The organism is uncultured Aggregatibacter sp. (genome assembly GCF_938046485.1).
GTDB lineage: Bacteria > Pseudomonadota > Gammaproteobacteria > Enterobacterales > Pasteurellaceae > Aggregatibacter.
In genome coordinates this window covers 1-25,077 of record NZ_CALIWN010000015.1, presented here as the reverse complement: position 1 = coordinate 25,077, position 25,077 = coordinate 1, and the positions used below count along the sequence as shown (strand labels likewise).

27 protein-coding genes are annotated in these 25,077 nt (G+C 42.3%); 16 read left to right on the top strand and 11 right to left on the bottom strand.

What is annotated here, in order from left to right:
- Positions 1-68 precede the first annotated feature (68 nt).
- Positions 69-2,405: a hypothetical protein gene (locus tag Q0203_RS01815; protein WP_297929076.1), complete on the top strand. Its 2,337-nt coding sequence runs from the start codon at positions 69-71 to the stop codon at positions 2,403-2,405.
- 111 nt (positions 2,406-2,516) lie between these two features.
- Here Q0203_RS01815 and rho read toward each other — a convergent pair whose 3' ends face one another.
- Positions 2,517-3,779 carry a transcription termination factor Rho gene (gene rho, locus Q0203_RS01810; protein WP_021616385.1) on the bottom strand — a complete coding sequence of 421 codons (1,263 nt, stop codon included), beginning with the start codon at positions 3,777-3,779 and terminating at the stop codon, positions 2,517-2,519.
- 288 nt (positions 3,780-4,067) lie between these two features.
- Between rho and rhlB the strand changes: the two genes are divergently transcribed.
- The 8 genes from rhlB (at position 4,068) to ybeD (ending at position 11,809) form a co-directional block, all read left to right on the top strand.
- A complete protein-coding gene (gene rhlB, locus Q0203_RS01805; RefSeq protein WP_297929074.1) occupies positions 4,068-5,324 on the top strand; it encodes an ATP-dependent RNA helicase RhlB in 1,257 nt (418 codons plus the stop codon).
- A 65-nt stretch (positions 5,325-5,389) separates the two neighbouring features.
- On the top strand, positions 5,390-5,698 hold the full coding sequence (gene rsfS, locus Q0203_RS01800; protein ID WP_021616387.1) for a ribosome silencing factor: 309 nt from the start codon (positions 5,390-5,392) through the stop codon (positions 5,696-5,698).
- Positions 5,699-5,756: 58 nt separating this feature from the next.
- Positions 5,757-6,224, top strand: coding sequence for a 23S rRNA (pseudouridine(1915)-N(3))-methyltransferase RlmH (gene rlmH, locus Q0203_RS01795; RefSeq protein WP_297929072.1), 468 nt, complete (start codon positions 5,757-5,759; stop codon positions 6,222-6,224).
- Positions 6,225-8,165: a penicillin-binding protein 2 gene (gene mrdA, locus Q0203_RS01790; RefSeq protein ID WP_295976527.1), complete on the top strand. Its 1,941-nt coding sequence runs from the start codon at positions 6,225-6,227 to the stop codon at positions 8,163-8,165.
- A complete protein-coding gene (gene rodA, locus Q0203_RS01785) occupies positions 8,152-9,273 on the top strand; it encodes a rod shape-determining protein RodA (RefSeq protein WP_290521674.1) in 1,122 nt (373 codons plus the stop codon). The genes mrdA and rodA overlap by 14 nt, the downstream gene beginning before the upstream one ends.
- 48 nt (positions 9,274-9,321) lie before the next feature.
- Positions 9,322-10,194: a septal ring lytic transglycosylase RlpA family protein gene (locus tag Q0203_RS01780; protein WP_297929071.1), complete on the top strand. Its 873-nt coding sequence runs from the start codon at positions 9,322-9,324 to the stop codon at positions 10,192-10,194.
- Positions 10,195-10,220: 26 nt separating this feature from the next.
- On the top strand, positions 10,221-11,408 hold the full coding sequence (locus Q0203_RS01775) for a serine hydrolase (protein WP_033002608.1): 1,188 nt from the start codon (positions 10,221-10,223) through the stop codon (positions 11,406-11,408).
- A gap of 98 nt (positions 11,409-11,506) precedes the next feature.
- Positions 11,507-11,809 carry a DUF493 family protein YbeD gene (gene ybeD, locus Q0203_RS01770; RefSeq protein WP_021616393.1) on the top strand — a complete coding sequence of 101 codons (303 nt, stop codon included), beginning with the start codon at positions 11,507-11,509 and terminating at the stop codon, positions 11,807-11,809.
- A gap of 89 nt (positions 11,810-11,898) precedes the next feature.
- Here the strand turns inward: ybeD and rapZ are convergent, their stop codons facing one another.
- From rapZ to lptC, 5 genes are read right to left on the bottom strand one after another with little or no spacing between them, the layout of a single operon-like run.
- Positions 11,899-12,753 (bottom strand): RNase adapter RapZ, encoded by an 855-nt coding sequence (gene rapZ / locus Q0203_RS01765; RefSeq protein ID WP_033002610.1) that lies wholly within the window; start codon positions 12,751-12,753, stop codon positions 11,899-11,901.
- Positions 12,754-12,783: 30 nt separating this feature from the next.
- On the bottom strand, positions 12,784-13,311 hold the full coding sequence (gene ptsN / locus Q0203_RS01760) for a PTS IIA-like nitrogen regulatory protein PtsN (protein WP_297929070.1): 528 nt from the start codon (positions 13,309-13,311) through the stop codon (positions 12,784-12,786).
- A 3-nt stretch (positions 13,312-13,314) separates the two neighbouring features.
- On the bottom strand, positions 13,315-14,040 hold the full coding sequence (gene lptB, locus Q0203_RS01755; protein ID WP_297929069.1) for an LPS export ABC transporter ATP-binding protein: 726 nt from the start codon (positions 14,038-14,040) through the stop codon (positions 13,315-13,317).
- Between the two features lie 8 nt (positions 14,041-14,048).
- Positions 14,049-14,570: a lipopolysaccharide transport periplasmic protein LptA gene (gene lptA, locus Q0203_RS01750; protein ID WP_295976522.1), complete on the bottom strand. Its 522-nt coding sequence runs from the start codon at positions 14,568-14,570 to the stop codon at positions 14,049-14,051.
- Positions 14,551-15,135, bottom strand: a complete 585-nt coding sequence (gene lptC / locus Q0203_RS01745; protein WP_297929068.1) for an LPS export ABC transporter periplasmic protein LptC — start codon at positions 15,133-15,135, stop codon at positions 14,551-14,553. The genes lptA and lptC overlap by 20 nt, the downstream gene beginning before the upstream one ends.
- 245 nt (positions 15,136-15,380) lie before the next feature.
- Here lptC and mlaF point away from each other — a divergent pair, with 245 nt between their 5' ends.
- From mlaF to murA, 7 genes are read left to right on the top strand one after another with little or no spacing between them, the layout of a single operon-like run.
- Positions 15,381-16,178: a phospholipid ABC transporter ATP-binding protein MlaF gene (mlaF, locus tag Q0203_RS01740; RefSeq protein WP_296027431.1), complete on the top strand. Its 798-nt coding sequence runs from the start codon at positions 15,381-15,383 to the stop codon at positions 16,176-16,178.
- Positions 16,172-16,957: a lipid asymmetry maintenance ABC transporter permease subunit MlaE gene (gene mlaE / locus Q0203_RS01735; protein ID WP_021616400.1), complete on the top strand. Its 786-nt coding sequence runs from the start codon at positions 16,172-16,174 to the stop codon at positions 16,955-16,957. Before mlaF ends, mlaE begins: the two co-directional genes overlap by 7 nt.
- 22 nt (positions 16,958-16,979) lie before the next feature.
- Entirely contained in the window at positions 16,980-17,492 is a 513-nt protein-coding gene (gene mlaD / locus Q0203_RS01730) for an outer membrane lipid asymmetry maintenance protein MlaD (protein WP_297929067.1), read from the top strand.
- 27 nt (positions 17,493-17,519) lie between these two features.
- Complete coding sequence (gene mlaC / locus Q0203_RS01725; protein WP_295976520.1) at positions 17,520-18,161, top strand: phospholipid-binding protein MlaC; 642 nt, start codon at positions 17,520-17,522, stop codon at positions 18,159-18,161.
- A gap of 3 nt (positions 18,162-18,164) precedes the next feature.
- Positions 18,165-18,524 (top strand): STAS domain-containing protein, encoded by a 360-nt coding sequence (locus Q0203_RS01720; protein WP_021616403.1) that lies wholly within the window; start codon positions 18,165-18,167, stop codon positions 18,522-18,524.
- Positions 18,524-18,781 (top strand): BolA family protein, encoded by a 258-nt coding sequence (locus Q0203_RS01715; RefSeq protein WP_297929066.1) that lies wholly within the window; start codon positions 18,524-18,526, stop codon positions 18,779-18,781. The genes Q0203_RS01720 and Q0203_RS01715 overlap by 1 nt, the downstream gene beginning before the upstream one ends.
- Before the next feature lie 18 nt (positions 18,782-18,799).
- A complete protein-coding gene (gene murA, locus Q0203_RS01710; protein WP_297929065.1) occupies positions 18,800-20,077 on the top strand; it encodes a UDP-N-acetylglucosamine 1-carboxyvinyltransferase in 1,278 nt (425 codons plus the stop codon).
- Between the two features lie 89 nt (positions 20,078-20,166).
- On the opposite strand, the gene era is transcribed toward murA, so the two are convergent.
- The 5 genes from era to Q0203_RS01685 are packed head-to-tail and all read right to left on the bottom strand — an operon-like array spanning position 20,167 to position 24,820.
- On the bottom strand, positions 20,167-21,072 hold the full coding sequence (era, locus tag Q0203_RS01705; RefSeq protein WP_297929064.1) for a GTPase Era: 906 nt from the start codon (positions 21,070-21,072) through the stop codon (positions 20,167-20,169).
- Positions 21,069-21,749 carry a ribonuclease III gene (gene rnc, locus Q0203_RS01700; protein WP_297929063.1) on the bottom strand — a complete coding sequence of 227 codons (681 nt, stop codon included), beginning with the start codon at positions 21,747-21,749 and terminating at the stop codon, positions 21,069-21,071. The genes era and rnc overlap by 4 nt, the downstream gene beginning before the upstream one ends.
- Position 21,750: 1 nt before the next feature.
- Positions 21,751-22,773, bottom strand: coding sequence for a signal peptidase I (gene lepB, locus Q0203_RS01695; protein ID WP_021616408.1), 1,023 nt, complete (start codon positions 22,771-22,773; stop codon positions 21,751-21,753).
- An 11-nt stretch (positions 22,774-22,784) separates the two neighbouring features.
- A complete protein-coding gene (lepA, locus tag Q0203_RS01690) occupies positions 22,785-24,581 on the bottom strand; it encodes a translation elongation factor 4 (RefSeq protein ID WP_295976515.1) in 1,797 nt (598 codons plus the stop codon).
- A gap of 20 nt (positions 24,582-24,601) precedes the next feature.
- Positions 24,602-24,820, bottom strand: coding sequence for a hypothetical protein (locus Q0203_RS01685; RefSeq protein WP_297929062.1), 219 nt, complete (start codon positions 24,818-24,820; stop codon positions 24,602-24,604).
- Positions 24,821-25,077 lie beyond the last annotated feature (257 nt).

The window sequence follows — 25,077 nt, the reverse complement described above, 5'->3', positions numbered from 1 at the left end:
TTTACGGCACTTTTAAAATTGACGTGATTAATTCGTCTAAACTTCTTTCATCTAAGCTTGAGAATAACATGAGTAAAAAAAGAAAAGTTACTTTAACCCTTGCTGCCATTATTGTTGCACTGGGTGGGGGCGCGCAGTTTTATACCAATCAGCAAGTGGATCAGGTCTTACAAAAATTCCCTTATTCTTTAGATAATCAGCTCAGCCTTCATGTCACCGAAACGGGAAATCATTTTTTTAGTCGAGACCTCACATTTAGCTTGGAAAATAGTGAGGGTAAGCGCACAGAGGTGATTTCGACCAAACTGACGGCGTTGCCTTTTTTTATTACGGCAGAATCTCAGCTTTCCGAACAGTTGGTGCGTCAATTAAATAAAAATCTTAATATCACGCTTGATAAAAACACCATTAACAGCAAATTTTCTCCGGTAGGTGATTATTTGCAATCGGATCTTGTTGCTGAATTTCGTGATTTTACGAACAAAACGCAAACGCTTTCTGTGCTATTTAACTTTGATCCAAGTAGCAAAAATATCAAGGTGAAATCCACGCTGAGCGGATTTAATTATGATAAAAACAGCAAATTAGAACAGCTGCAAGGGCATGCGCAATTACAGCGGGTCGATGATAATGAATATGCTATTCGGCTATTAGAACTGAATGCCAAGCAAGTTGAGGTGGATTTATTAAATGGTGAAAACACGAAAATTCAGTTAAAAAACGCTGCTTACCGTCTTGATGTCAAATCGCATCCGGAGACACAGCAACGAGATTTATTGACGCAATTGAATAGCGAAACCTTCCAAATTACCGATAAAGCGCATAAGGCAGAGGAAAATCCAACGATTGTGCGTGGCTTATCACTGAATCTTGAGCAACAAGGCGTGCAAAGTGCGGTGGATTTTGCCAGTGAATTTAACGCATTGAACAAGCAGCCGAGTGTTAAAAATGCCGTGAATTTTGTCATTGGTGTGCTGACCCATAATGAGCGTTTTAATGGTTCGCTGTCGGTGAAATCCATTGACGTACCGAAAGATCAGCAGCCTTATTTTTCTTTAAAGGACACTGCATTCCAGCTTGAATTAAACAATACAGACCTTGCCAAAGCCGGTATTACATTGCAATTAAAGGCAGCCGATATCAAACAAACACCGGCAGAACCAACGAAACAATGGCAACTTAGCGGCGCGGATATTCGCTATCAACTGGATGACTATCCGTTACAAAATGAATTCGCGTTTATTCCGTTTTATTTAGAGGCGCTGGCGACCAAAACACCACCAAAAGAAGCGAGTCAAGCATTATCTGCCTTGAGAGATCAATGGGTGAAGTCCATGGAAGATAAGGCACATTGGGAGATGACGCTGAAGGCTTTTCGCTATGGTGATGTAGCGTTGGAGGCGTTGGCGGTAAACGGTGATGCGAAGGTGGAAAATAAACATTATTACGGGACATCGCACCTTTCATTGAAAACGTTAGCCTTGCCTGATTTGCAAGTGCAATTTGAGGGATTGCAGATAAATATGCCGATGGTGTTAAACAATTACCCTCAGTTAGCAATAACGCAATTCTGTATGGGAATGCATAGTCTCTTGTGTACTGCGTATTTTCCACCGGAAAGCTATAAGAAAATGTTCGATGATCTCTGGGCTACGCTGGATCTGTCAACAGAGGGCACAACGGTAGCATTGAATCTCAATACCTATCCGACGACTAAAGCTTATCCTGTGAACCTTGCTCTTAAGGGGGCGGCATCTGTGTCACAAGAGAGTAAAAAGTCTACTGGGTTGTTTAAGCAAAATCTTAAGGGAAAAATGACGTTTTCATTTGATAAGGCGCTACTGGATGATACACAGGAAGCCGCTTCAAAAATCAAAAAGGATTCGGTGTTTTGGCAATCATGGCAGACGGAACTCAAGCCCGAAGGTAAGCTGATACCCCTTTTCAATGAGCAAGATGGAAAATATGTCATGACTTTGGAAAAGGATAAGGAATGGCTTGTGAACGGTAAAACGTTAGAGGCGATTCGTCAGGAACGTCTTGCTCAGGCGGAAGCCGAACGGAAAGCCGCGGCTGAACAGGAAGCACTTGAACAAGAAACGCTTCAGAAAGCTGAACAACATGAAACGGAAACGCCTGCGGTGTTAGAGGAGTCGAATAAAGCGGATGAAACAGTTAATCCTCCTGCGGTAGCGATAGAAGCAACGAAAGACTCGGCTGCACCACAGGATTCCGGTAAACCGGAGGTAAAGGAACATTCTGCGAATGAAAGTGCGGTTCAAGAGAATCCTGTTAAAAAGGATGTCGTTCAAAAATCAGAAAGCGTTGAAACCCATAAAGAAAATGTTGAAATGAGCAAGGAAAAGGAAGTAAATAAGGGAAAAGACATCAACAAGGAAAAGTAGAAAAATCGGCGACAACGTCTCATTAAAAGAGACACTAAAAAGGGCTTGATTCATATCAAGCCCTTTGTTTATCTCATGTACTGAATACGCATTCAGTATTTCAAAGATTCATTATGAACGTTTCATAATTTCAAAGAAGGCTTCGTTGGTTTTTGCCACAGCGAGTTTGTCGATAAGGAATTCCATCGCTTCCACTTCGCCCATTGGGTTAAGGATTTTGCGTAGGATCCACATTTTTTGTAGTTCGTCAGGGGTGGTGAGCAAGTCTTCTTTACGGGTGCCTGAACGATTAAAGTCGATAGCCGGGAATACGCGTTTTTCCGCGATCTTACGAGAAAGATGCAATTCCATGTTACCGGTACCTTTAAATTCTTCGAAGATCACTTCATCCATTTTGGAGCCGGTATCTACTAATGCGGTGGCGATAATCGTTAAGCTACCACCTTCTTCCACGTTACGCGCGGCCCCGAAGAAACGTTTTGGACGGTGTAATGCGTTGGCGTCCACACCACCGGATAAAATCTTACCGGATGCCGGAGTCACGGTGTTATAAGCGCGCGCCAAACGGGTAATGGAGTCGAGTAAAATCACCACGTCTTTTTTGTGTTCTACAGAACGTTTGGCTTTTTCGATCACCATTTCTGCCACTTGAACGTGACGGGTTGCCGGTTCATCGAAAGTAGAAGCAATCACTTCTCCTTTTACGGAGCGTTGCATTTCCGTAACTTCTTCAGGGCGCTCATCGATCAATAACACAATAAGTTCCACGTCAGGGTAGTTGTGGGTAATGCTTTGTGCAATATTTTGCAACAACATGGTTTTCCCCGCTTTCGGTGGCGCGACGATCAAACCACGTTGGCCTTTCCCGATAGGGGCGGCTAAATCTAAAATTCGGGCGGTTAAATCTTCGGTAGAGCCGTTGCCGCGTTCCATTCTTAAACGGGAGTTGGCATGTAATGGGGTTAAGTTTTCGAAAAGGATTTTGCTGCGGGAAACTTCCGGTTTGTCGTCATTGACTTGGTCAACTTTAAGGAGGGCAAAGTAGCGTTCGCCTTCTTTTGGCGGTCGAATTTTCCCTTCGATTTTATCCCCGGTTTGCAAATTGAAACGACGGATTTGGCTTGGCGAAACGTAGATGTCATCCGGGCCGGCTAAATAGGAACTGTCTGCCGAACGTAGAAATCCAAAACCATCCGGTAAAATTTCCAAAACGCCACCACCGAAAATATCTTCTCCGCCTTTCGCATGTTGTTTCAAAATGGCAAAAACGATGTCTTGTTTGCGTAAACGGGCTAAATTTTCCAAGCCCATTTGTCCTTCGCCAAGTCTCACAAGATCGGAAACAGGCATATTTTTAAGTTCTGTAAGATGCATAGTTAATTTGAGAGTTGTTTAGATTTGATATTTAGATATAAATAAAAAGAGGTGATTTTGAAATTGGTGCGTAAATTAGCATTAAATTACTAGCCTGTCTAGTTTTAAACGGTCTTTTTCCAATTTTATTAAGCAGGAAAAATCGAAAGTGCGGTTCTTTTTAGCGGTGTTTTTTGAGGGATATTTCGTATTTCACAGTAGCCATTAAATTAATTGTGCCGAATTTTTGGGGATTTTTCCCGTTCATGCTATGCTTAGCGCCAATTTTTTATGATTGAATTGATGATTATGCAAGAGAATTATTTAAGTTCGGCACGTTTTGCCGATTTACCGTTGCATCCTTTGGTACTGCAAGCATTAACGATAAATGGGTTTGAATTTTGTACGCCAATTCAGGCGTTGTCCTTGCCGGTAACATTGCAAGGAAAAGATGTGGCAGGGCAAGCGCAAACCGGCACGGGAAAAACCATCGCATTTTTGACCGCACTTTTTCATCATTTATTAACTCACCCAACCGAGACGGATAAGAATCAACCGCGTGCGTTGATTTTGGCACCGACCCGTGAATTGGCGGTGCAAATTGAACATGATGCACAGATTTTCTTAAAAACAACGAAATTTAAGACCGCACTTGCTTATGGCGGGGATGGCTATGACAAGCAATTAAAAGCCATTGAAAATGGCGTAGATGTGCTTATTGGCACAACCGGACGCGTCATTGATTATGTGAAGCAGGGCATTATCCGCTTGGATCAGATTCAAACGGTGGTATTGGATGAAGCGGATCGGATGTTTGATTTAGGTTTTATTCGCGATATTCGTTATTTGTTGCGTAAATGTCCGCCTCCGCAACAACGTCTGACGATGCTGTTCTCCGCCACGCTGTCTTACAAAGTGCGCGAACTTGCCTTTGAAGATATGAATGACCCGGAATACGTGGAAATTGAGCCGGAACAAAAAACCGGGCAGCAAATTAAAGAAGAATTATTTTACCCATCTAACCAAGATAAAATTCCGCTATTGCTCACGTTGTTAGAAGAAGAATGGCCGGAGCGTTGCATTATTTTTGCCAACACGAAACATCAATGTGAGGCGATTTGGGGCTATTTAGCCGCGGATGGACACCGTGTTGGTTTGTTAACCGGCGATGTGGCGCAGAAAAAACGCCTTTCTTTGTTGAAACAATTTACCGATGGCGAGTTGGATATTTTAGTGGCGACCGATGTGGCGGCACGTGGATTACACATTGCAGAGGTCACCCATGTGTTTAACTATGACTTGCCGGATGATCGGGAAGATTATGTTCATCGCATTGGGCGTACCGGCCGTGCAGGCGAAAGCGGGATTTCCATTAGCTTTGCTTGTGAACAATACGCCATGAATCTCCCGGCGATTGAGGAATACATTGGGCACAGTATTCCGGTGAGTCAATATGATCCGAATGCGTTGTTGCAGGATATTCCAAAGCCTTATCGCTTGAAACGGGAAGGCAATTCTAGCGCGCCGAACAATCAACGTCGTAAGCCGTTTCGCGCGAAACGCTAGCCAAAGGATTGGCGTTGATTTTATTCAATGCTAAAATTCGCCGTTTTTTGAATTGAGGAGAAAATATGTCGTTAGTCGAGTTTGTGGTGAATAAATTAGAGGATTTAAAAGCCACCGACATTTTACCGTTAAACGTAAAAGGGAAGTCATCTATCACCGATACCATGATTTTATGCACCGGCACCTCTTCCCGTCATGTGTCTTCCTTAGCGCAGAAATTAATCACCGAATGTAAGCTTGCCGGCATTGATGTATTTGGTGATGAAGGCAAAGAAACGGCTGATTGGGTCGTAGTGGATTTAGGTGAAGCTATTGTACATATCATGCAGGCGGAAAGCCGTGAGATGTATCAATTAGAAAAACTTTGGGCATAAGGCATATTAAAACATATAAAGTGCGGTCGTTTTTTGCGTTGTTTTTTGAGGAGATAAGGTGAAAATTCAGTTAATTGCCGTTGGAACCAAAATGCCGGCGTGGGTAACCACAGGCTTTGAGGAATATCAACGTCGTTTTCCGAAAGAAATGCCTTTTGAGTTGATTGAAATTCCTGCCGGTAAGCGGGGCAAAAACGCGGATATTAAACGGATTTTGGAACAGGAAGGCAAAGCCATGTTGGCGGCGGCCGGCAAGGGCAAAATCGTGACGCTGGATATTCCCGGCAAACCTTGGACCACTGAGCAACTTGCCCAACAATTAGAAAGTTGGAAAAATGATGGACGTGATCTGTGTTTGTTAATTGGCGGACCGGAAGGACTTTCACCTGAATGTAAGGCAGCCGCTGAACAAAGTTGGTCGCTATCGCCTTTAACCTTGCCACATCCGTTAGTGCGCGTGGTTGTCGCAGAGAGCTTATACCGTGCGTGGTCGTTAACCACCAATCATCCTTATCATCGAGAATAAATGAACTTAAAAAAATTATTGTCGCAACCACAATACGATCCGATTCGTGATAAAAAGGCCGAGCGCAATTTATTTGCTCGTCGCGCCTTGGTGTCATTTATCGGGGTGTTGGCGTTATCAGTAATTTTAATCTTAAATCTTTACGATTTGCAGGTGGTGAATTACGACAGCTATCAAACCCGTTCTAATGGCAATCGAATTAAATTGTTGCCGTTACCGCCGACACGTGGATTAATTTATGATCGTAATGGGCAAATTTTAGCTGAAAATTTAACCTTTTTCGGATTGTATATTGTGCCGGAAAAAGTGGAAAATTTAGACCGCACTTTTGAAGAATTGAAAGTGTTGGTCGGTTTAACCGATACCGATATTGAGAATTTTAAAAAAGAACGTCAACGTTCTTCACGCTATACCCCAATTTTATTAAAGCCTAATTTGACGGAAGAGCAAATCGCGCGTTTTTCAGTAAACCAATACAATTTTCCAAGTTTGGATGTGAAACCTTATTTTAAACGGCATTATTTATACGGCGAGCCGTTAACGCACATTTTAGGGTATGTCTCTAAAATTAACGATCGTGATGTCGAACGATTAAAAAAAGAAGAAAAATTTGCCAACTATTCAGGCACGCATGATTTAGGTAAGTTAGGTATTGAGCGTTATTATGAAGATGCGCTGCATGGCACCACCGGTTTTGAAGAAGTGGAAGTGAATAGTCGCGGCAAAGTGATTCGTAAATTACGCGAACAACCGGCTGTCGCCGGCAAGAGCATTCATCTCACGATTGATTTAAATTTGCAGCTTTATATTACTGATCTCTTGGCGGGGCAAAAAGGGGCAGTTGTGGTGATGGATCCGAAAGATAATAGCGTATTAGCGATGGTTTCAGTGCCAAGTTATGATAATAATTTGTTTGTAGATGGTATTTCCGGTGAAGATTATCGTCGTTTATTAAATGATCCGAATCGCCCCTTGTATAGTCGTGTGACCCAAGGCGCGTATCCGCCGGCATCGACGGTGAAACCGTTTATTGCGGTATCGGCGTTGCAGGAGAACGTGATTACGCCGGAAATGACCATTTCTGACCCCGGTTACTGGGTGTTGCCGAATACCACAAAACGCTTCCGTGATTGGCGTCGTGGCGGGCATGGTATGACGGATTTGAATAAGGCAATTACCGAATCGTCGGATACCTATTTTTATCAAACCGCCTATAATTTAGGCATTGATCGTTTATCCGGTTGGATGAAACGGTTTGGCTTTGGTGTGCCGACCGGTATTGATATTCAAGAGGAAACCAGTGCCAATATGCCCACTCGGGAATGGAAACAGAAACGTTACAAAAAGCCTTGGGTGCAAGGCGATACGATTTCTGTGGGAATTGGGCAAGGGTATTGGACGGCTACGCCACTTCAATTAGCGAAAGCCACCAGTATATTAGTGAATAACGGTAAAGTCATGACGCCTCATTTAATGAAACGTATTGAGGGAACAACGATTGAACCTTATCAAGATCCGAAATTATACGCTGATATTACCGAGCCTAAGCAATATTATTGGGATGTCGCAAAACGCGGCATGTATAACGTCGTGAACTCGGCGGCAGGTACCGGTCGTAAAGCGTTTGCCGGTGCGCCTTATCGGGTGGCAGGCAAATCCGGCACGGCGCAAGTATTTAGTTTAAAAGAAAATCAAAGTTATAATGCCGGTGCGCTAAAAAAAGAATTACATGACCATGCGTGGTTTACTGCTTTTGCACCCTATGACAACCCCAAAGTGGTGGTGTCCATTATTTTAGAAAATGCCGGAGGCGGGTCAAGTAATGCCGCACCGCTGGTGAGAAAAATCATGGATTATTATTTTAGACAGACAAGTGAACCGCTCATGGGCGAACCCACTGACTTTATGCCGGCAGGAGTATCAACAAATGAAAATGAATGAGCGTCAGGTTTGGCAGAAATTATGGCGTCGCCTGCACATTGATTTGTGGTTATTTATTGGTCTAGTCGTGATTACCGGTTACGGCATGCTGGTGTTATATAGCGCGTCCGGCGCGAATGAGGCGATGTTTCAGAGCCGTATTATTCAGGTTGTTTTAGGGTTTGCGGTCATGCTCGTAATGGCACAGCTTTCGCCTAATTTTTATAAGCGCATTGCACCTTATTTATTTGGGCTTGGAATTGCGATGCTCATTTTAGTAGATTTAATTGGAGCAACGAGTAAGGGCGCGCAACGGTGGTTAGATTTAGGGATCGTGCGTTTTCAGCCGTCGGAGATTGTGAAGTTGGCGGTGCCATTAATGGTGGCAGTATATTTAGGGAATCGCCCACAACCGATTAAACTGAAAGAAACCTTTATTGCCTTAATCATTATTATTGTGCCGACCCTGCTGGTGGCAGTTCAGCCGGATTTAGGGACTTCCGTATTGGTTAGCGGCTCAGGGTTATTTGTGATATTTTTGGCGGGGATGAGTTGGTGGCTGATTTTAGCCGCAATTATCGGGCTTGCCGGCTTTATCCCTATTATGTGGTTTTACTTAATGCACGATTATCAACGTGCTCGCGTATTAACCCTTTTTGATCCGGAAAAAGATTTATTGGGAGCGGGATACCACATTTGGCAGTCCAAAATTGCTATCGGTTCAGGTGGCTTATGGGGTAAAGGCTGGATGCAAGGCACGCAATCCCAATTAGAATTTTTACCGGAACCGCATACGGATTTCATTTTTGCTGTATTAAGTGAAGAATATGGGATGGTGGGCTTTTTAATTTTACTAGCGATTTACTTATTTATTATTGCGCGCGGTCTCATGATTGGTGTGAGTGCACAAAGTGCATTCGGACGCATTTTAGTTGGCGCATTAACGTTAATTTTCTTTGTTTATGTTTTTGTGAATATTGGTATGGTCAGTGGCATTTTACCGGTGGTAGGCGTGCCGTTGCCGTTGGTGAGTTATGGCGGCACCTCTTATGTGGCGATTATGGCAGGTTTCGGACTAATTATGTCGATTCATACTCACAAAGAACACTTTCTGAAGGGAACTCATTAAGTTTTCAGTTTTCTTAGTTAGATAACTCGACAGAAGGGGATAACTTCTATGAATATAAAACAAACTGTAACATACGTGCTTTTTTTGTTTCTGTGTTTGACCGCACTTTCTGTGCAAGCGGAAACTAAAAAATTATATGGGATACAAGGGCCGAGTTTAATCTATCGTCAGTTATCTAACTCGCCTAAAACCTATGAAGTCAATGGTGAAGTCTATGTAACGCATCCACCTGAATCTGCCAAGGAATATACGAAAAAAGGTATTGCAAGTTATTATCATCATAAATTTAATGGACGCCCGACTTCAACGGGGGAGCCTTATGATTCCACCCTATACACGGCAGCCCATAAGACACTTCCGCTTAATTCCTATGCGGTAGTGACTAATATGTATAACAAGCGGAAAGTCATTGTACGGATTAATGACAGAGGACCGTTTGCTAAAGATCGCATTATTGATTTATCCCATGCGGCGGCAAAGGAAATCGGGATTGTGAATTATGGAATGGGGTTAGTTAAGATTGAAGCCCTTCACGTGCATACCAATGGCGATATTTCCGGGCCGGGGAGTGCCACATTGGCAAAATCAGCAAAAAATGTGGAGGGCTTAAAACGGTTAAAACCCAATGCTAAAAATAATGCTTCCACCGATGAAAATCGTATTGCCAAAAAGGATAAGGCAGGGAATAAAAAAGAAAGTTATAAAATCAAGATGGTGAATATTCCCAGCAAAAAAGAGGCTGAAAAAATTATTAAGCAATTATCATCAAAAAATATTAAAGCGGAAATGATTGCGCAGGGTAAAAAATACAATGTTCACTTTGGCCCTTTTAAATCAAAAAATGAAATAGAAAAACTCAAAACACAATTGAGACAATGGAAACATTCCGAGCCTTTAATTGTGTATGCTTACAACAAATAATGACCTAATCTAGGATGTTTAATATTATGTTTCATCATATCGCGACAAAAACAAAAATCGCACTTCTTACCGGAATGCTCAGTGCCTCCTTTATCGCAAATGCAAATGACGTAGCCTACGATGTAACTACGCCACAAATTAACGCACAAACCTATATTTTAATGGACTACAATTCCGGTGCGGTGTTAGCGGCATTGAATCCGGATCAAAGACAATATCCCGCCTCATTAACCAAAATGATGACTAGCTATGTCGTGGGGCAAGCATTAAAACAGGGAAAAATCCATAGCACAGATATGGTAACCATTGGGGAAAGCGCATGGGGGAAAAATTTCCCGGGCTCCTCAAAAATGTTCTTAAATTTAAACCAACAGGTTTCCGTAGCAGATCTGAATCGTGGGATTATTATCGTGTCAGGAAATGATGCTTGTGTTGCTATGGCAGAGCATATTTCCGGTAATACCGCCAACTTTATTGAGAGCATGAACAAATATGTGCGTCAGTTTGGGTTAAAAAATACGAATTTTACGACAGTGCATGGCTTAGACGAAGAAGGGCAGTATTCTTCAGCACGTGATATGGCGATTATCGGTTCACATATTATTCATGATTTGCCGGAAGAATATAAAATTTATGCGGAAAAAGAATTTACCTTTAACAAAATTAAGCAACCAAACCGCAACGGTTTATTATGGGATAAAACCATTAATGTAGATGGGATGAAAACCGGTCATACAGATAAAGCCGGTTATAATCTGGTGGCTTCAGCGACGAACCCGAATAATATGCGCTTAATTTCTGTCGTGATGGGTGTGCCGACTTACAAAGGGCGAGAAGTGGAAAGCAAAAAATTATTACAATGGGGTTTTGCGAACTTTGAGACCTTTAAAACATTAGAAGCAGGTAAACCGATTTCCGAACAGCGTGTCTATTATGGCGATGAAAATAACGTGCAATTAGGTGTGCTGCAAGATGGATTTATTACCATCCCGAAAGGTAAAAATACCGAATTGAAAGCACGCTATGAGTTGGATAAAAAATATCTCGAAGCGCCACTTGCTAAAGGTCAAGTCGTCGGGAAAGTCGTTTACCAACTGGATGGAAAAGATGTTGCCAGTTTAAACTTGCAAGTGATGCAAGAAGTCAAAGAAGCGGGGATATTAGGTCGCGTTTGGGATTGGCTGGTCTTGACGATTAAAAGTTTATTTAGTTAGGTTTAAAATCTTGGCAGAAACGACCGCACTTTTTGATTTTTTGATGTAATCAGCGGTGATGAAGTGCGGTGAATTTTTTATTTATTTTAGGAAAAACAATGACTCACGATAAAACCGTTAATTTGACGGATCTTGCACATAATAAGAAACTCAAAGATTTACTTGAATTCCCTTGTGATTTTACATTTAAAGTTGTCGGTGCGGCACGGGCAGATTTGATTGATGATGTTGTGCAAACCGTACATAAAACCATTAAAGGGGATTACACGCCAACCATGAAAGAAAGCGGCAAAGGTACGTATCATTCTGTTTCAATCAAGGTACGTGCAGACAATATTGAACAGATTGAAACGCTTTATAAAACATTGGCAGAAATTAAAGGCGTTCGCATGGTGTTATAGCAAAATAGGCGGAATAAAATTCATTATTTCGCCTATTTTTATTTTTGTATTTTTAAATGACCATGCATTCTTTAGATATGGAAAGGGCATTATTTTTTATGTTTTTCTAAAGAGCGGTGTAAAATTTTGACGTTTTTGCCTTTGTCTTGGAAATATCTTCCCAGCTGTTCAGCAATATAAACGGAGCGATGTTTTCCACCGGTGCATCCGATAGCAATGGTTAAATAACTGCGATTATTTTGTTCCAGCAAGGGTAACCAAGTTTCGATATAAGTGCGGGTTAGATAAATAAATTGGTGTACATCATTGTGTTTATTTAAAAATTCCGCCACCGGCTCATCTAATCCTGTCAGCGGTCGCAAGGCGTGGTTCCAGTGTGGATTAGGCAGAAAGCGCACATCAAATACATAATCCGCATCAAGTGGAATGCCGTATTTAAATCCGAAAGACTCTACCACGATTTTTAATTCTTTATCAGAATGCCCACGTAAAAATTCACGTAAGCGTTCCGCAAGCTCATGGGTGGATAACGCGCCCGTATCAATAATCAAGTTGGCTTGTTGAATTAAAGGGTCAAGCTGTTTCGCTTCTTCTTCAATGGCGGCTTCCAGAGAAAGATCATGGGTAGAAAGCGGATGTAAACGACGAGAATCGCTGTAGCGGCGGACTAAAGTGCTGTTATCAGCATCTAAGAAAATAATTTTAACATTGTGCTGTTGTTGAAGATCATTAATGGTCTTTTCCAACACTTGTGGGGACGCCGGTAAATTGCGAATATCTAAACTAATCGCAGCGGCCGTTTGGCTAACTGACAGGATTTCAATTAATTTTGGCAGTAAATCCAATGGCAAATTATCCACGCAATAATAGCCCATATCTTCTAACGCTCTTAATGCGACGGATTTACCGCCACCCGACCGTCCGCTAATGATGATAATTTCCATGATGTTCCCCTTGATTCGTTCAAATGGCACTTACTCTTCCGCGTTATCCAGCATTGAGATTGGCGTATCTTCCTCATCGGATTCTGACGGCTCATTTTCACATTGATCATAATGCAGAAAAATTTTCCAAATTTCATCCGCACTTTTTGCCGAACGCAGTTGTTTGCATAGTGATTTATCCATTAAAGAGTCCGCCAATTTCGGCAGACACTGGGCATAATCGCTACACATATTTTCCGGAATTAATACCGCAAAAATTAAATCCACATCCCGTTTGTCGGCAGCATCATACTCAATGGGGGTTTCTAATTGAATAAACACACCAATGGGTTTTGTACCTTGTGGCAGACGGCCTTTAGGCATCGCAACGCCACCGCCTAAACCGGAATTGCCTAATTTTTCACGATTAAATAAACAATCAAAATAATATTGTTCCCCATTTTCCATGGGTAATTGTTCTTCCACAATGCGCGCGATAGATTCAAACACCCGTTTTTTGCTGGAAGAAATCATTCCCTGACGAAGGGTTTGAGGCGTTAATAATTCGGTAAATTTCATAAGCTATAGTTGGAAATCTGCACCTAAATACACGTCTTTTACCAATTTGTTATTCATAATTTCAGTAGGTGTGCCGGTAGCAATCATTTTACCGGAACTCACAATATAGGCGCGCTCACACACATCGAGCGTCTCCCGCACATTGTGATCGGTAATCAGCACACCTAAGCCACGATCACGTAAGTCTTTGATAATTTTCTTAATATCAATCACCGAAATAGGATCAACGCCGGCAAAAGGTTCATCTAATAAAATGAACTTCGGATTTGCTGCCAAGGCACGCGCAATTTCCACGCGACGACGTTCGCCACCGGAGAGTGATTGCCCTAGATTGTCTCGAATATGACCAATGTTGAATTCATCAATCAACTCATCGGCACGTTCACGACGTTGAAGTGCGGTCAGATCTTTGCGTATTTCTAATACGGCCATTAAATTTTCATACACAGTCAAGCGGCGAAAAATAGAGGCTTCCTGTGGTAAATAACCTACGCCTTTTTGCGCGCGATTGTGCATTGGCAACAAACTGATGTCTTCTTCATCAATTCGAATTTTGCCTTGATCATGATTTACCAAGCCAACCACCATGTAGAACGTGGTTGTTTTTCCGGCGCCATTTGGCCCGAGTAAACCGACAATTTCACCGGAGTTGACGGTTAAACTTACATCAGAAACCACTTGGCGTTTTTTGTAGCTTTTCGCTAAATTTTCAGCAGACAGAATCGCCATGTTTCACCTTATTTCTTGCCTTTAGCATTATTTAATTGGTTTGGAATTAAGACAGTTTTTACACGAGAGCCGGAAGAACCGTTCGCTTTCAACTGTTGTTTTTTCACATCATAAGTAATGACATTGCCACTAATTTTACTATCTAATTGCTTTAATTCGGCGTTGCCGGTTAAGGTTAAAAATTCTGTACTCAAATCATAAAACACTTTATTGGCTTTACCGTCCACCGGTTTGCCATCATCCATCATTTGATGAAACGTAACAGGATTGCCAAAAGCTTCAACAGTATCTTTCTTATTGGCGTTTTCTTCCGGACGGGTAATGATCACTTTATCCGCTTTGACAAGAATAGAACCCTGTGTAATCACCACGTTATTACTGAGGGTGACCACACGGCTGTTCATATCCAACGATTGGTTATCGGATACTATGTTAATCGGTTGATTGGTATCGTCTTTTAACGCGAATGCGGAGAAAGCGATTAAAGTTAATGTGGAAGCAAGGAAAAGTTTATTGCTTATTAATTTCATAATGTGTTTTTACCTGTTCTTTTAAATTAGCCACTTGTTGTTGCAAATTGCCCGTTAATTTCAAGCCGGTCGAACTAAAATTTTGCCCGTTGAGCGTAACCATTTTGTCCGAACGAATATCCTGCGTTGTTAAATTTACCACCGCACTTTCGGTTTCAATGCGCTGTAAACGGGAGAGGGGAGAGAGGCTTTGTGCCACCACATTGCCCTCTAAATACAACATATTATCTTTGGTTAATCTCGCTTTATCGGCACGGAGTTCCCAGCTTTCTTTTTCTTCGGTATTGGCATTGGGGACATTCAGCTCGAGTAATGTCACTTTAGGTTGTTGAAAGTCGGTATGCCCGTCAGCCGTGTAGTATTCCACTTGCAAAGAGGTGGCGAGGTATTGCTTTTTACCGCTAGGCGAATAAACGACAGTCTCCATTTTTTGTCCGATATATTCCGGCCGATCTTCTGATTTAATGAGTTCAGTTAAATGGTTATCGTCTTGATTTAAACGATAAAACCAAGCTAATAACCCCAGCGCAATGACCGATAAAATAATATTCCAGCGAATATTCATAAGCCTATGTTAAGTCAGTCTAGTTAATAAGAAGGCGCAATCATAGCACAGTTTTGTGAAAAGCATGTAAAAGTGCGGTCTGATTTTATGATGTTTTTATATAGGATACCAAGGTATCGGCAAGGAAAATCGATGGGTAAATTCAGATAATTCTATTTGACATTCAGTGGAATTTCATAGAGTATCGCAGCTTATTTTAGTTAGTGGCGATTTTATAGCCTCTTATTATTTGCAACGAATGTGTTATGAACGAATCTTTAATTGAAGTTAAACATCTGACATTTAAGCGTGGCGATCGAATTATTTATAAGGATCTTAATCTGAGGGTTCCCAAGGGCAAAATTACTGCCATTATGGGGCCTTCCGGCATTGGTAAAACCACGTTATTAAAACTCATTGGTGGGCAGTTGTTGCCGACCGAGGGGGAAATTTTGTTTGATGGGCAAGATATTTGCAAACTGTCAAATCGTGAACTTTATGAAGTGCGCAAACGCATGGGAATGCTATTTCAATCGGGCGCATTGTTTACCGATATTTCTACTTTCGATAATGTGGCATTTGCGATTCGTGAGCATACGAATTTGCCACCGTCATTAATTCGTCAGATCGTGTTAATGAAATTGGAAGCGGTTGGCTTACGTGGTGCAGCTGATTTAATGCCCTCCGAACTTTCCGGAGGGATGGCTCGGCGTGCCGCCCTTGCCCGCGCGATAGCATTAGATCCGGATTTAATGATGTTCGATGAACCGTTCACCGGGCAGGATCCGATTAGTATGGGGGTGATTCTCAGCCTCATTAAACGGTTAAACGAAGCCTTAAATCTCACATCGATCGTGGTGTCGCACGATGTGCAAGAAGTGTTAAGCATTGCGGATTATGCTTATATTATCGCGGATAAACACGTTATCGCGGAAGGCACTTCCGAGCAGCTGCTGGCAAGCCAAGATCCTCAGGTGACTCAGTTCCTACAAGGTCAAGCAGACGGTCCGGTGCATTTTCATTACCCTGCACCGAATTATATTGAGGAGTTGTTTGAATGTTAGTGAATTTCATTTCAGCCCTCGGGCGCAATGTGATTAATTTTGTACGGGCGCTAGGTCGTGCCGGCTTTTTATTGTTCGGCGCATTAGTTGGGAAACCGCAAGTGACGAAGCATTTCCCACTTCTTATTAAGCAACTGCATGTTCTTGGCGTGCAATCTTTATTAATCATCATGCTTTCCGGTTTATTTATTGGCATGGTGCTTGGGTTACAAGGCTATGTGGTTTTAGTGGATTTTTCCGCAGAAACCAGCCTCGGGCAATTAGTCGCCTTATCCTTGTTGCGAGAATTAGGCCCGGTGGTGACCGCACTTTTATTTGCCGGTCGAGCCGGTTCTGCCCTAACGGCAGAAATTGGTTTAATGAAAGCCACCGAACAATTATCCAGCTTGGAAATGATGGCGGTCGATCCGTTGCGTCGGGTGATTGCACCGCGTTTTTGGGCAGGAATTATTGCCATGCCGCTTCTTTCCATGATTTTTATCGCCATTGGAATTTGGGGCGGTTCTTTAGTCGGGGTTGACTGGAAAGGCGTGGATGCCGGTAGTTTTTGGTCTGTTATGCAAAACGCAGTCACATGGGAACATGATATTCTAAACGGCACAATCAAAAGCGTCTTTTTTGCCATTGCTGTTGTATGGATTGCGTTATTTAACGGGTATGACTGTATGCCAACGTCCGAAGGTATTAGTAAAGCCACGACGAGAACGGTAGTTCATGCGTCATTAGTGGTATTGGGTTTAGACTTTGTGCTGACAGCGATGATGTTCGGTGCAAATTAATCTCTGTTTGTAAGGAAAGAGTATGCGACAAACAATTAAATATGAATTTTGGGTGGGTTTATTTTTGCTTTTAGGCATTGCCTCGCTTGTTTTTTTAGGCCTAAAAGTTGCTAACGTACAAGGCTTTAGTGAAACAAAATCTTACCAAGTCTATGCAACTTTCGATAATATCGGCGGACTAAAAGTGCGTGCGCCACTTAAAGTAGGCGGTGTCGTGGTTGGGCGCGTATCCAATATTGAATTGGATCCGAAAACGTATTTGCCGAAAGTAACGATTGCGATTAATCAAGAATACAACAAGATTCCTGAAACCAGTTCGTTATCCATTAAAACCTCAGGATTATTGGGCGAACAGTACATTGCATTAAATGTCGGTTTTGACGACGGTGAAATTGCGATGCTGAAAGACGGCGACAAAATTGTTGATACCAAATCTGCCATGGTGCTGGAAGATCTTATCGGCCAGTTCTTATACGGTAGTAAAGAAGATAAGAAAACGGAAGGCGAAGCAAATGACGCCGCCGAAAGTCACTAAATTACATAACCTACAGGAGAAGGATGTATGTTAAAACTGAATGTAAAACGCTGGTTAGCAAAAACGTTAGTTATTTTCACCGCACTTTTTGCCGTGCAACAAGTGATGGCGGAAGATACGCCCTATGATTTAACGCAAAAAGTGTCGGCAAAACTGTTTAGCGATATTAAAGCGAACCAAAGTAAAATTAAACAAGATCCGAATTACCTCAGAACAATTGTGCGCCAAGATTTAATGCCGTATGTTCATGTAAAGTATGCCGGCTCTAAAATTTTAGGACAAAACTATAAAACCGTAACTCAAGAAGAGCGGGATCGTTACTTTGCCGTTTTGGATAAATACATCGAGCAGGTTTATGCACAAGTGTTAACCATGTATAGCGATCAAAGTATTCAAATCGGCAAAATGAAGGAAGAATCTGCAAGCCTTGCGACCGTGAACGTTAAAGTGGCGCAACCGAATAATCAACCGCCTTTAAACGTGGATTTCTATTGGTATAAAAATAGCAAAACCGGTCAATGGCAGGTGTATGACATGACAGCCGGTGGTGCAAGCATGGTGAATACCAAACAGCAAGAATGGAGCCCAATCATTCGTAAACAAGGGCTGGATGCATTGACTGCACAGCTACAAAAATCAGCGGATACACCAATTACGTTGAGCAAATAATCCATGCAAGAGACACAAAGTTTACATTGGGAATCACAGGTAAATGATGGTAAAATGACGCTCCAATTATCAGGAGAGTTATCTCGTAACACGTTGTTGCCACTTTGGCAACAACGTGCTTCTTTTTTATTGGAAGGGCAGTTAGACGGGCAAATGATTGTTTGGGATTTAAGCCAAATTACCCGTATTGACTCCGCCGGTTTTGCATTACTCTGTGACTTTTTACAACATAACCAAACCTTGTTAACAAAAGCGCAGAGACAAATTCTGCAAAATCCACCATCACAATTACTAACATTAGCTGATCTTTTCGGATTATCCGATTGGATTGCACAATTTATCCCGCAAAATGGAAATCGTTAATGGAAACGCAAGAAATTGAACGAATTTTAAAAGAAGCACTTCAGCTTGATGAAGTTTATGTCCAAGGTGAAAATGCCCATTATGGCGTGATCGCAGTTAGCGATCAGTTTGCCGGGTTATCTAAAGTTAAACAGCAGCAAATGATTTATGCGCCATTGTTGGATCATATTTCCAGCAATGAAATCCACGCACTTTCCATCCGCACTTATACCGTTGAAAAATGGAAACGCGAACGTTTACTTAATTCACCGGCTTAATTCCTACAGGGTATTCTCATGCAAAAATTTCGTGTTTATGGTCAATCTTGTTTAAAAGGCACCGTAGAAATTTCCGGTGCGAAGAATGCGGCATTACCCATTCTTTTTGCTGCAATTTTAGCGACAGAACCTGTCACATTAACCAATGTGCCTGATCTTAAAGATATTGAAACAACACTAAAAATCTTACGCCAACTCGGTGTTGTGGTAACGCGCAATGAGCAAGGTGTTGTGAGCTTAGATGCGTCTAAAATCGATCACTTTGTTGCGCCTTATGAATTAGTTAAAACCATGCGTGCCTCCATTTGGGCGCTTGCTCCTTTAGTCGCTCGTTTTAACCAAGGGCAAGTCTCTCTGCCGGGCGGATGTTCTATCGGTGCCCGTCCTGTGGATTTACACATTAGCGGTTTAGAACGCCTTGGTGCTCAAATTGTTCTTGAAGACGGTTATGTAAAAGCGCACGTCAATGGACGTTTAAGTGGTACGCGTATTGTGATGGAAAAAGTGAGTGTTGGCGCCACTCTTTCCATTATGATTGCTGCAACCCTAGCTAAAGGCACAACGGTAATTGAAAATGCCGCACGCGAACCGGAAATTGCCGATACGGCAGAATTCTTAAATAAAATGGGTGCTAAAATTAGCGGTGCCGGTTCAGACGCGATTACTATCGAAGGGGTAGATCGTTTAACCGGTTGTGAACACAGTGTTGTGCCGGATCGAATTGAAACAGGTACCTTTCTTGTGGCTGCCGCGATTTCCGGTGGGAGAATCGTTTGTAAACATACCAAAGCCGATACACTGGATGCGGTAATTGATAAATTGCGTGAGGCCGGCGCTCAAGTGGATGTAACGGAAGAGACGATTACACTCGATATGCTGGGTAATCGTCCGAAAGCTGTGAATATTCGCACCGCACCTTACCCGGGATTCCCAACGGATATGCAAGCACAGTTCACCTTGCTAAACATGGTAGCAAATGGAACCAGCATCATTACGGAAACCATTTTTGAAAATCGTTTTATGCATATTCCTGAATTGATTCGGATGGGCGGCAAAGCTGAAATTGAAGGTAACACGGCAATCTGCCACGGTGTTGATCATTTATCCGGCGCAGAAGTCATGGCAACGGATTTACGCGCTTCTATCAGTTTGGTTCTTGCCGGCTGTATTGCAACCGGTGAAACCATTGTTGATCGTATCTATCATATCGATCGTGGTTATGAACGCATTGAAGAAAAACTTCGGGGTATTGGCGCTCGCATTGAGCGTTTCTCTGAAGAAAACGAAGAAGTGTAATGATTAATAAAAATCCCTTAAGGCGACAGTCTTAGGGGATTTTTGAAGTATGAAGTGAGTTAAATCAAGTGATGGTGTTTAGCTGAAAGTTAGTCTTCCATATACCCCAGACTTCGCAAAGCGCGCTCATCGTCTGCCCAGCCGGATTTCACTTTCACCCAAAGTTCCAAATGGACTTTATTATCAAATAAACGCGCCATATCTAAACGGGCTTCCATACCGATTTTTTTCAATTTTTCACCTTTATGGCCAATGACGATTTTTTTCTGTCCGTCACGCTCAACCAAAATCAGGGCATTAATTTCATAAGTTCCGCGTTCGTTTACCTTAAATTGCTCGATTTCTACGGTGACAGAATAAGGTAATTCTTCCCCCATAAAGCGCATTAATTTTTCGCGAATAATTTCTGATGCCATAAAACGTTGAGAACGATCGGTGACATAATCTTCCGGGAAATGGTGCACACCCGGGCGCAAAGATTGACGCACAATGTTTTCAATCACCTCTAAATTATTCCCTTTTTCAGCAGAAATCGGCACGATATCGGTAAAGGTAAATTTATGGCTAATTTCCGTAATAAATGGCAATAAATCATCTTTATGCTTAATGTTATCGATTTTATTAATGGCAAGGACAACCGGCACATTGGTTTTGCGCAGTTTGTTCAGTACCATTTCATCGTCATCATTCCAATGAGTGCCATCTACCACAAAAATGACTAAATCCACATCAGTAATCGCACTGCTGGCGGCACGGTTCATTAAACGGTTGATAGCGCGTTTTTCCTCAATATGCAGCCCCGGCGTATCCACGTAAATTTCCTGATACGGACCTTCAGTTTTAATGCCCACAATACGATGGCGGGTCGTTTGCGCTTTGCGCGATGTAATAGAAATTTTTTGTCCAAGAATTTTGTTCAGTAAGGTGGATTTCCCTACGTTCGGACGACCTACAATGGCAATAAAGCCACAATACGTTTCAAGTTGTTCTGTCATTTGATATTTAGCTCTTGAAGAATTTGTTCTGCTGCCGCTTGTTCTGCTTTACGGCGACTGGAACCTTTGCCGATAAAAGTGCGGTCATCATTTTTAATGGAACATTCCACAACAAATAATTGGTTATGGGCTTGCCCTTGAATATTCACAATATTGTATGTCGGCACAGGAAGTTTTTTGCCTTGCAAATATTCTTGTAAACGGGTTTTCGCATCCTTTTGGTTATCGCCCGGTTGAATCTCTTTTAATAAAGGTTGATACCAACGGGTTATGATTTTAGTGGCGTGAGTGAGGCTGCTATCTAACGAAATCGCACCAATAATGGCTTCTACGCAATCAGCTAAAATAGATTCACGACGAAATCCGCCACTTTTTAATTCTCCTTGTCCCAGTGAAAGATAGTCTCCCAACTGGAAATCGCGCGCTAAAATCGCTAAGGTTGGCTCACGCACCAATGTTGCCCGCATTCGACTGAGTTCTCCTTCGTTGCACTTGGGAAATTGATGAAATAAGGCATCGGCAATGGTTAAGTTTAAAATGGCATCGCCTAAAAATTCTAAGCGCTCGTTATGTTTATGCCCTGCACTTTTATGGGTGAGGGCTTGTTTAAGAAGATCGGTATTTTGAAATTGGTAATCAATTTTTTGTTGTAAACGATCTAAATTATGGTCTCTCATATTATTGAATTTTTTGGAATAAGCGTTCAGTACGAATGCCGGTTGGCCATTCATCCTGTTCTTTCTTTAAACTCAGCCAAATATAGGTGGCTTTCCCGACGATATTTTGTGACGGTACAAAGCCCCAAAAACGGCTATCTTCACTGTTGTTACGGTTATCGCCCATGACAAAATACTGCCCTTCCGGCACAACCCATTCTGTTACATAATTTTCTTGTTTGCTAAAGGCTTTATAACGATATCCTTCGTTAATTGGCTGTGGATACCAATGAATGGCGTGTGTCACATCACCGGTTTCAATGGTTTCTAATGGTGCAGGGCCGTATTGCACTTTACCGCTGTGATCTCGTCCTAAAATAAAACGGAAATTTTCATTCGGTTGAGGCAGCGTGTAGCTAAATTCTTTGGTTTCACAATCGGTCAAACATTCTTTGCCGTCTTTGGCGTAAACCAAGGTTAAATGACGATTCGCTTCGTTATAAATTATGCGATCACCGGGGGTGCCGACAACACGTTTAATGTAGTCGGTACTAGGGGATTCCGGTGCTTTGAACACAATGACATCACCACGTTGAGGCTCGCCTCGTTTTATCAACGTATTTTGGAAAACCGGATCTTTAATGCCGTAATCAAATTTATTGACTAAGATGAAATCGCCAATACGCAATGTGGGTTCCATGGAAGAAGAGGGGATTTGAAATGGCTCGAAAATAAATGAGCGCACAATCAATACAAAAGCTAATACCGGAAACAAAGACGCGACAAATTCAGAACTTTCTGAAATCGGTTCAATTTGAGTTTTTTCCTCGTCATTTAACGGTTTGCCACTGCGTTGCTCCAAGCGTGCAATTTGTCTGGCGCGTTTTGGTAACACGCCAAAGCGCAAATAACACCAAACAGCACCAGAAAGTGCGGTAAAAATAATGAGTAAAATGGAAAAGGTATTGGGTAATTGAAAATGATCCAATACTTTCCACAAACCATATCCGACAGCGATTAAAATAATCGTAAATACGTTCGACATGAATACTTTCCTTATTTGTCTTTTCCTACGTGTAAGATGGCTAAGAATGCTTCTTGTGGCACTTCAACATTGCCGAGTTGTTTCATTCGTTTCTTACCTTCTTTTTGTTTTTGTAGTAATTTTTTCTTACGGCTGACATCACCACCATAACATTTTGCCAACACATTTTTGCGTAATTGTTTCACGGTGGAACGCGCGATAATGTGGTTGCCGATTGCCGCTTGAATCGCGATATCAAATTGTTGACGTGGAATGAGTTCACGCATTTTTTCTACCAATTCACGACCGCGATACGGTGCATTGTCTTTATGTACAATTAACGCTAACGCATCGACACGATCACCATTGATCATAATATCCACGCGCACCATATCTGCCGTTTGGAAGCGTTTGAAGCCGTAATCTAAAGACGCATAACCGCGCGAGGTGGATTTCAGGCGATCAAAGAAATCCAGTACCACTTCGCCCATTGGAATTTCATAAGTCAGCGCCACTTGATTGCCGTGATAAACCATATGGGTTTGCACGCCACGTTTTTCAACGCAAAGGGTAATCACATTGCCGAGATATTCTTGTGGCAATAGCATATTACATTCCGCAATGGGTTCACGAATTTCAGCAATATTGTTTAACGGCGGCAGTTTTGACGGACTGTCCACATAGACTACCTCACCATTGGTTAATTCCACTTCATAGACCACGGTTGGTGCCGTCGTGATTAAATCTAAATCGTACTCACGCTCCAAACGTTCTTGAATAATCTCCATGTGCAACAGCCCAAGGAAACCACAGCGGAAACCGAAGCCAAGTGCGGTGGAATTTTCCGGTTCATAGAACAAGGAGGCGTCATTTAAACTTAATTTACCGAGCGCATCACGGAATGCTTCATAATCATCAGAGCTGACCGGGAATAAGCCGGCGTAAACCTGTGGTTTAACTTTCTTAAAGCCCGGTAAAACGGAACTTGCCGGATTATTGTGTAGCGTTAAGGTATCTCCCACCGGTGCGCCTAAAATATCTTTAATGGCACAAACGACCCAACCAACTTCACCGCAATTTAATACAGTGGTATCCACTTGTTTCGGCGTAAAAATCCCCAAACGATCGACGTTATATGATTGACCGGTGGACATCACTTTGATTTTATCGCCTTTGCGTAACGTGCCGTTTTTAATGCGAACCAAAGACACTACACCCAAATAATTATCAAACCAAGAGTCAATAATTAATGCCTGTAATGGCGCATTTGGGTCACCTTCCGGTGCCGGAATTTTGGCAACAATTTCTTCTAATACGTCTTCAATGCCCACGCCCGTTTTAGCCGAACAACGCACGGCTTCCATGGCATCAATTCCCACAATATCTTCAATTTCTTCCGCAACACGTTCAGGATCGGCCGCCGGCAAGTCAATTTTGTTTAAAATCGGCACCACTTCCAAGTTCATTTCGATAGCGGTGTAACAGTTTGCCAACGTTTGTGCTTCTACACCTTGTCCGGCATCGACTACCAATAATGCCCCTTCACAAGCCGCAAGAGAGCGAGATACTTCATAAGAAAAGTCAACGTGTCCCGGTGTGTCGATAAAATTCAGTTGATAGGTTTCGCCATCTTTGGCTTTGTAGTTCAGCGTTACGCTTTGTGCCTTGATGGTAATCCCGCGTTCGCGCTCCAAATCCATAGAATCGAGCACTTGCGCTTCCATTTCACGATCTGAAAGTCCCCCACAGGTTTGAATTAAACGATCAGATAAGGTGGATTTACCGTGGTCAATATGGGCAATAATAGAAAAGTTGCGAATATTCTTCATAAATCAGTCAGTTTTCTCATTCAAAAGTCATTAAATTTAACTGGCGGATTGTACCCGAAAAGCGTGGAAATCGCTAGAAAAGAAAAGGGAAGTGCGGTCAGTAATTCAAACAACATTTGATCGTTATGCGGCATTGGCGGCAAGATGATATACACCACACCATACATCGCTTTCTCGCTCAATTTTGGGGAAGCAAATAAACGCTTGCTTTCCGCCGGAAATTGCGTGATTTTCGGCAAAAATTTTGCTAAATTCGGGGGGATATTCCGTTAGCTGCGTTAAAACCGTCTTTCGTCCAGCAATTCTTCCAACTCGGTGATCGTGCGAGTTACCACTTGCAAAGACGTCGCCAAACGCTGCACAGTCTCACGAAAATTGAAGGTTTCGCAGGCGACGCAAAAAGAGCGCAGAGCACTGATGAATCCCCTAATGATTTTGGTAAAAATCATTAAGTTAAGGTGGATACACATCTTGTCATATGATCAAATGGTTTCGC

What these genes read in the sequence shown, in the direction of transcription:
- Q0203_RS01815 (WP_297929076.1), top strand. Translation starts at nt 69, where the DNA reads ATGAGTAAAAAAAGAAAAGTTACTTTAACCCTTGCTGCCATTATTGTT.
- rho (WP_021616385.1), bottom strand. Translation starts at nt 3,779, where the DNA reads ATGCATCTTACAGAACTTAAAAATATGCCTGTTTCCGATCTTGTGAGA.
- rhlB (WP_297929074.1), top strand. Translation starts at nt 4,068, where the DNA reads ATGCAAGAGAATTATTTAAGTTCGGCACGTTTTGCCGATTTACCGTTG.
- rsfS (WP_021616387.1), top strand. Translation starts at nt 5,390, where the DNA reads ATGTCGTTAGTCGAGTTTGTGGTGAATAAATTAGAGGATTTAAAAGCC.
- mrdA (WP_295976527.1), top strand. Translation starts at nt 6,225, where the DNA reads ATGAACTTAAAAAAATTATTGTCGCAACCACAATACGATCCGATTCGT.
- rodA (WP_290521674.1), top strand. Translation starts at nt 8,152, where the DNA reads ATGAAAATGAATGAGCGTCAGGTTTGGCAGAAATTATGGCGTCGCCTG.
- Q0203_RS01780 (WP_297929071.1), top strand. Translation starts at nt 9,322, where the DNA reads ATGAATATAAAACAAACTGTAACATACGTGCTTTTTTTGTTTCTGTGT.
- Q0203_RS01775 (WP_033002608.1), top strand. Translation starts at nt 10,221, where the DNA reads ATGTTTCATCATATCGCGACAAAAACAAAAATCGCACTTCTTACCGGA.
- ybeD (WP_021616393.1), top strand. Translation starts at nt 11,507, where the DNA reads ATGACTCACGATAAAACCGTTAATTTGACGGATCTTGCACATAATAAG.
- rapZ (WP_033002610.1), bottom strand. Translation starts at nt 12,753, where the DNA reads ATGGAAATTATCATCATTAGCGGACGGTCGGGTGGCGGTAAATCCGTC.
- ptsN (WP_297929070.1), bottom strand. Translation starts at nt 13,311, where the DNA reads ATGAAATTTACCGAATTATTAACGCCTCAAACCCTTCGTCAGGGAATG.
- lptB (WP_297929069.1), bottom strand. Translation starts at nt 14,040, where the DNA reads ATGGCGATTCTGTCTGCTGAAAATTTAGCGAAAAGCTACAAAAAACGC.
- lptA (WP_295976522.1), bottom strand. Translation starts at nt 14,570, where the DNA reads ATGAAATTAATAAGCAATAAACTTTTCCTTGCTTCCACATTAACTTTA.
- lptC (WP_297929068.1), bottom strand. Translation starts at nt 15,135, where the DNA reads ATGAATATTCGCTGGAATATTATTTTATCGGTCATTGCGCTGGGGTTA.
- mlaF (WP_296027431.1), top strand. Translation starts at nt 15,381, where the DNA reads ATGAACGAATCTTTAATTGAAGTTAAACATCTGACATTTAAGCGTGGC.
- mlaE (WP_021616400.1), top strand. Translation starts at nt 16,172, where the DNA reads ATGTTAGTGAATTTCATTTCAGCCCTCGGGCGCAATGTGATTAATTTT.
- mlaD (WP_297929067.1), top strand. Translation starts at nt 16,980, where the DNA reads ATGCGACAAACAATTAAATATGAATTTTGGGTGGGTTTATTTTTGCTT.
- mlaC (WP_295976520.1), top strand. Translation starts at nt 17,520, where the DNA reads ATGTTAAAACTGAATGTAAAACGCTGGTTAGCAAAAACGTTAGTTATT.
- Q0203_RS01720 (WP_021616403.1), top strand. Translation starts at nt 18,165, where the DNA reads ATGCAAGAGACACAAAGTTTACATTGGGAATCACAGGTAAATGATGGT.
- Q0203_RS01715 (WP_297929066.1), top strand. Translation starts at nt 18,524, where the DNA reads ATGGAAACGCAAGAAATTGAACGAATTTTAAAAGAAGCACTTCAGCTT.
- murA (WP_297929065.1), top strand. Translation starts at nt 18,800, where the DNA reads ATGCAAAAATTTCGTGTTTATGGTCAATCTTGTTTAAAAGGCACCGTA.
- era (WP_297929064.1), bottom strand. Translation starts at nt 21,072, where the DNA reads ATGACAGAACAACTTGAAACGTATTGTGGCTTTATTGCCATTGTAGGT.
- rnc (WP_297929063.1), bottom strand. Translation starts at nt 21,749, where the DNA reads ATGAGAGACCATAATTTAGATCGTTTACAACAAAAAATTGATTACCAA.
- lepB (WP_021616408.1), bottom strand. Translation starts at nt 22,773, where the DNA reads ATGTCGAACGTATTTACGATTATTTTAATCGCTGTCGGATATGGTTTG.
- lepA (WP_295976515.1), bottom strand. Translation starts at nt 24,581, where the DNA reads ATGAAGAATATTCGCAACTTTTCTATTATTGCCCATATTGACCACGGT.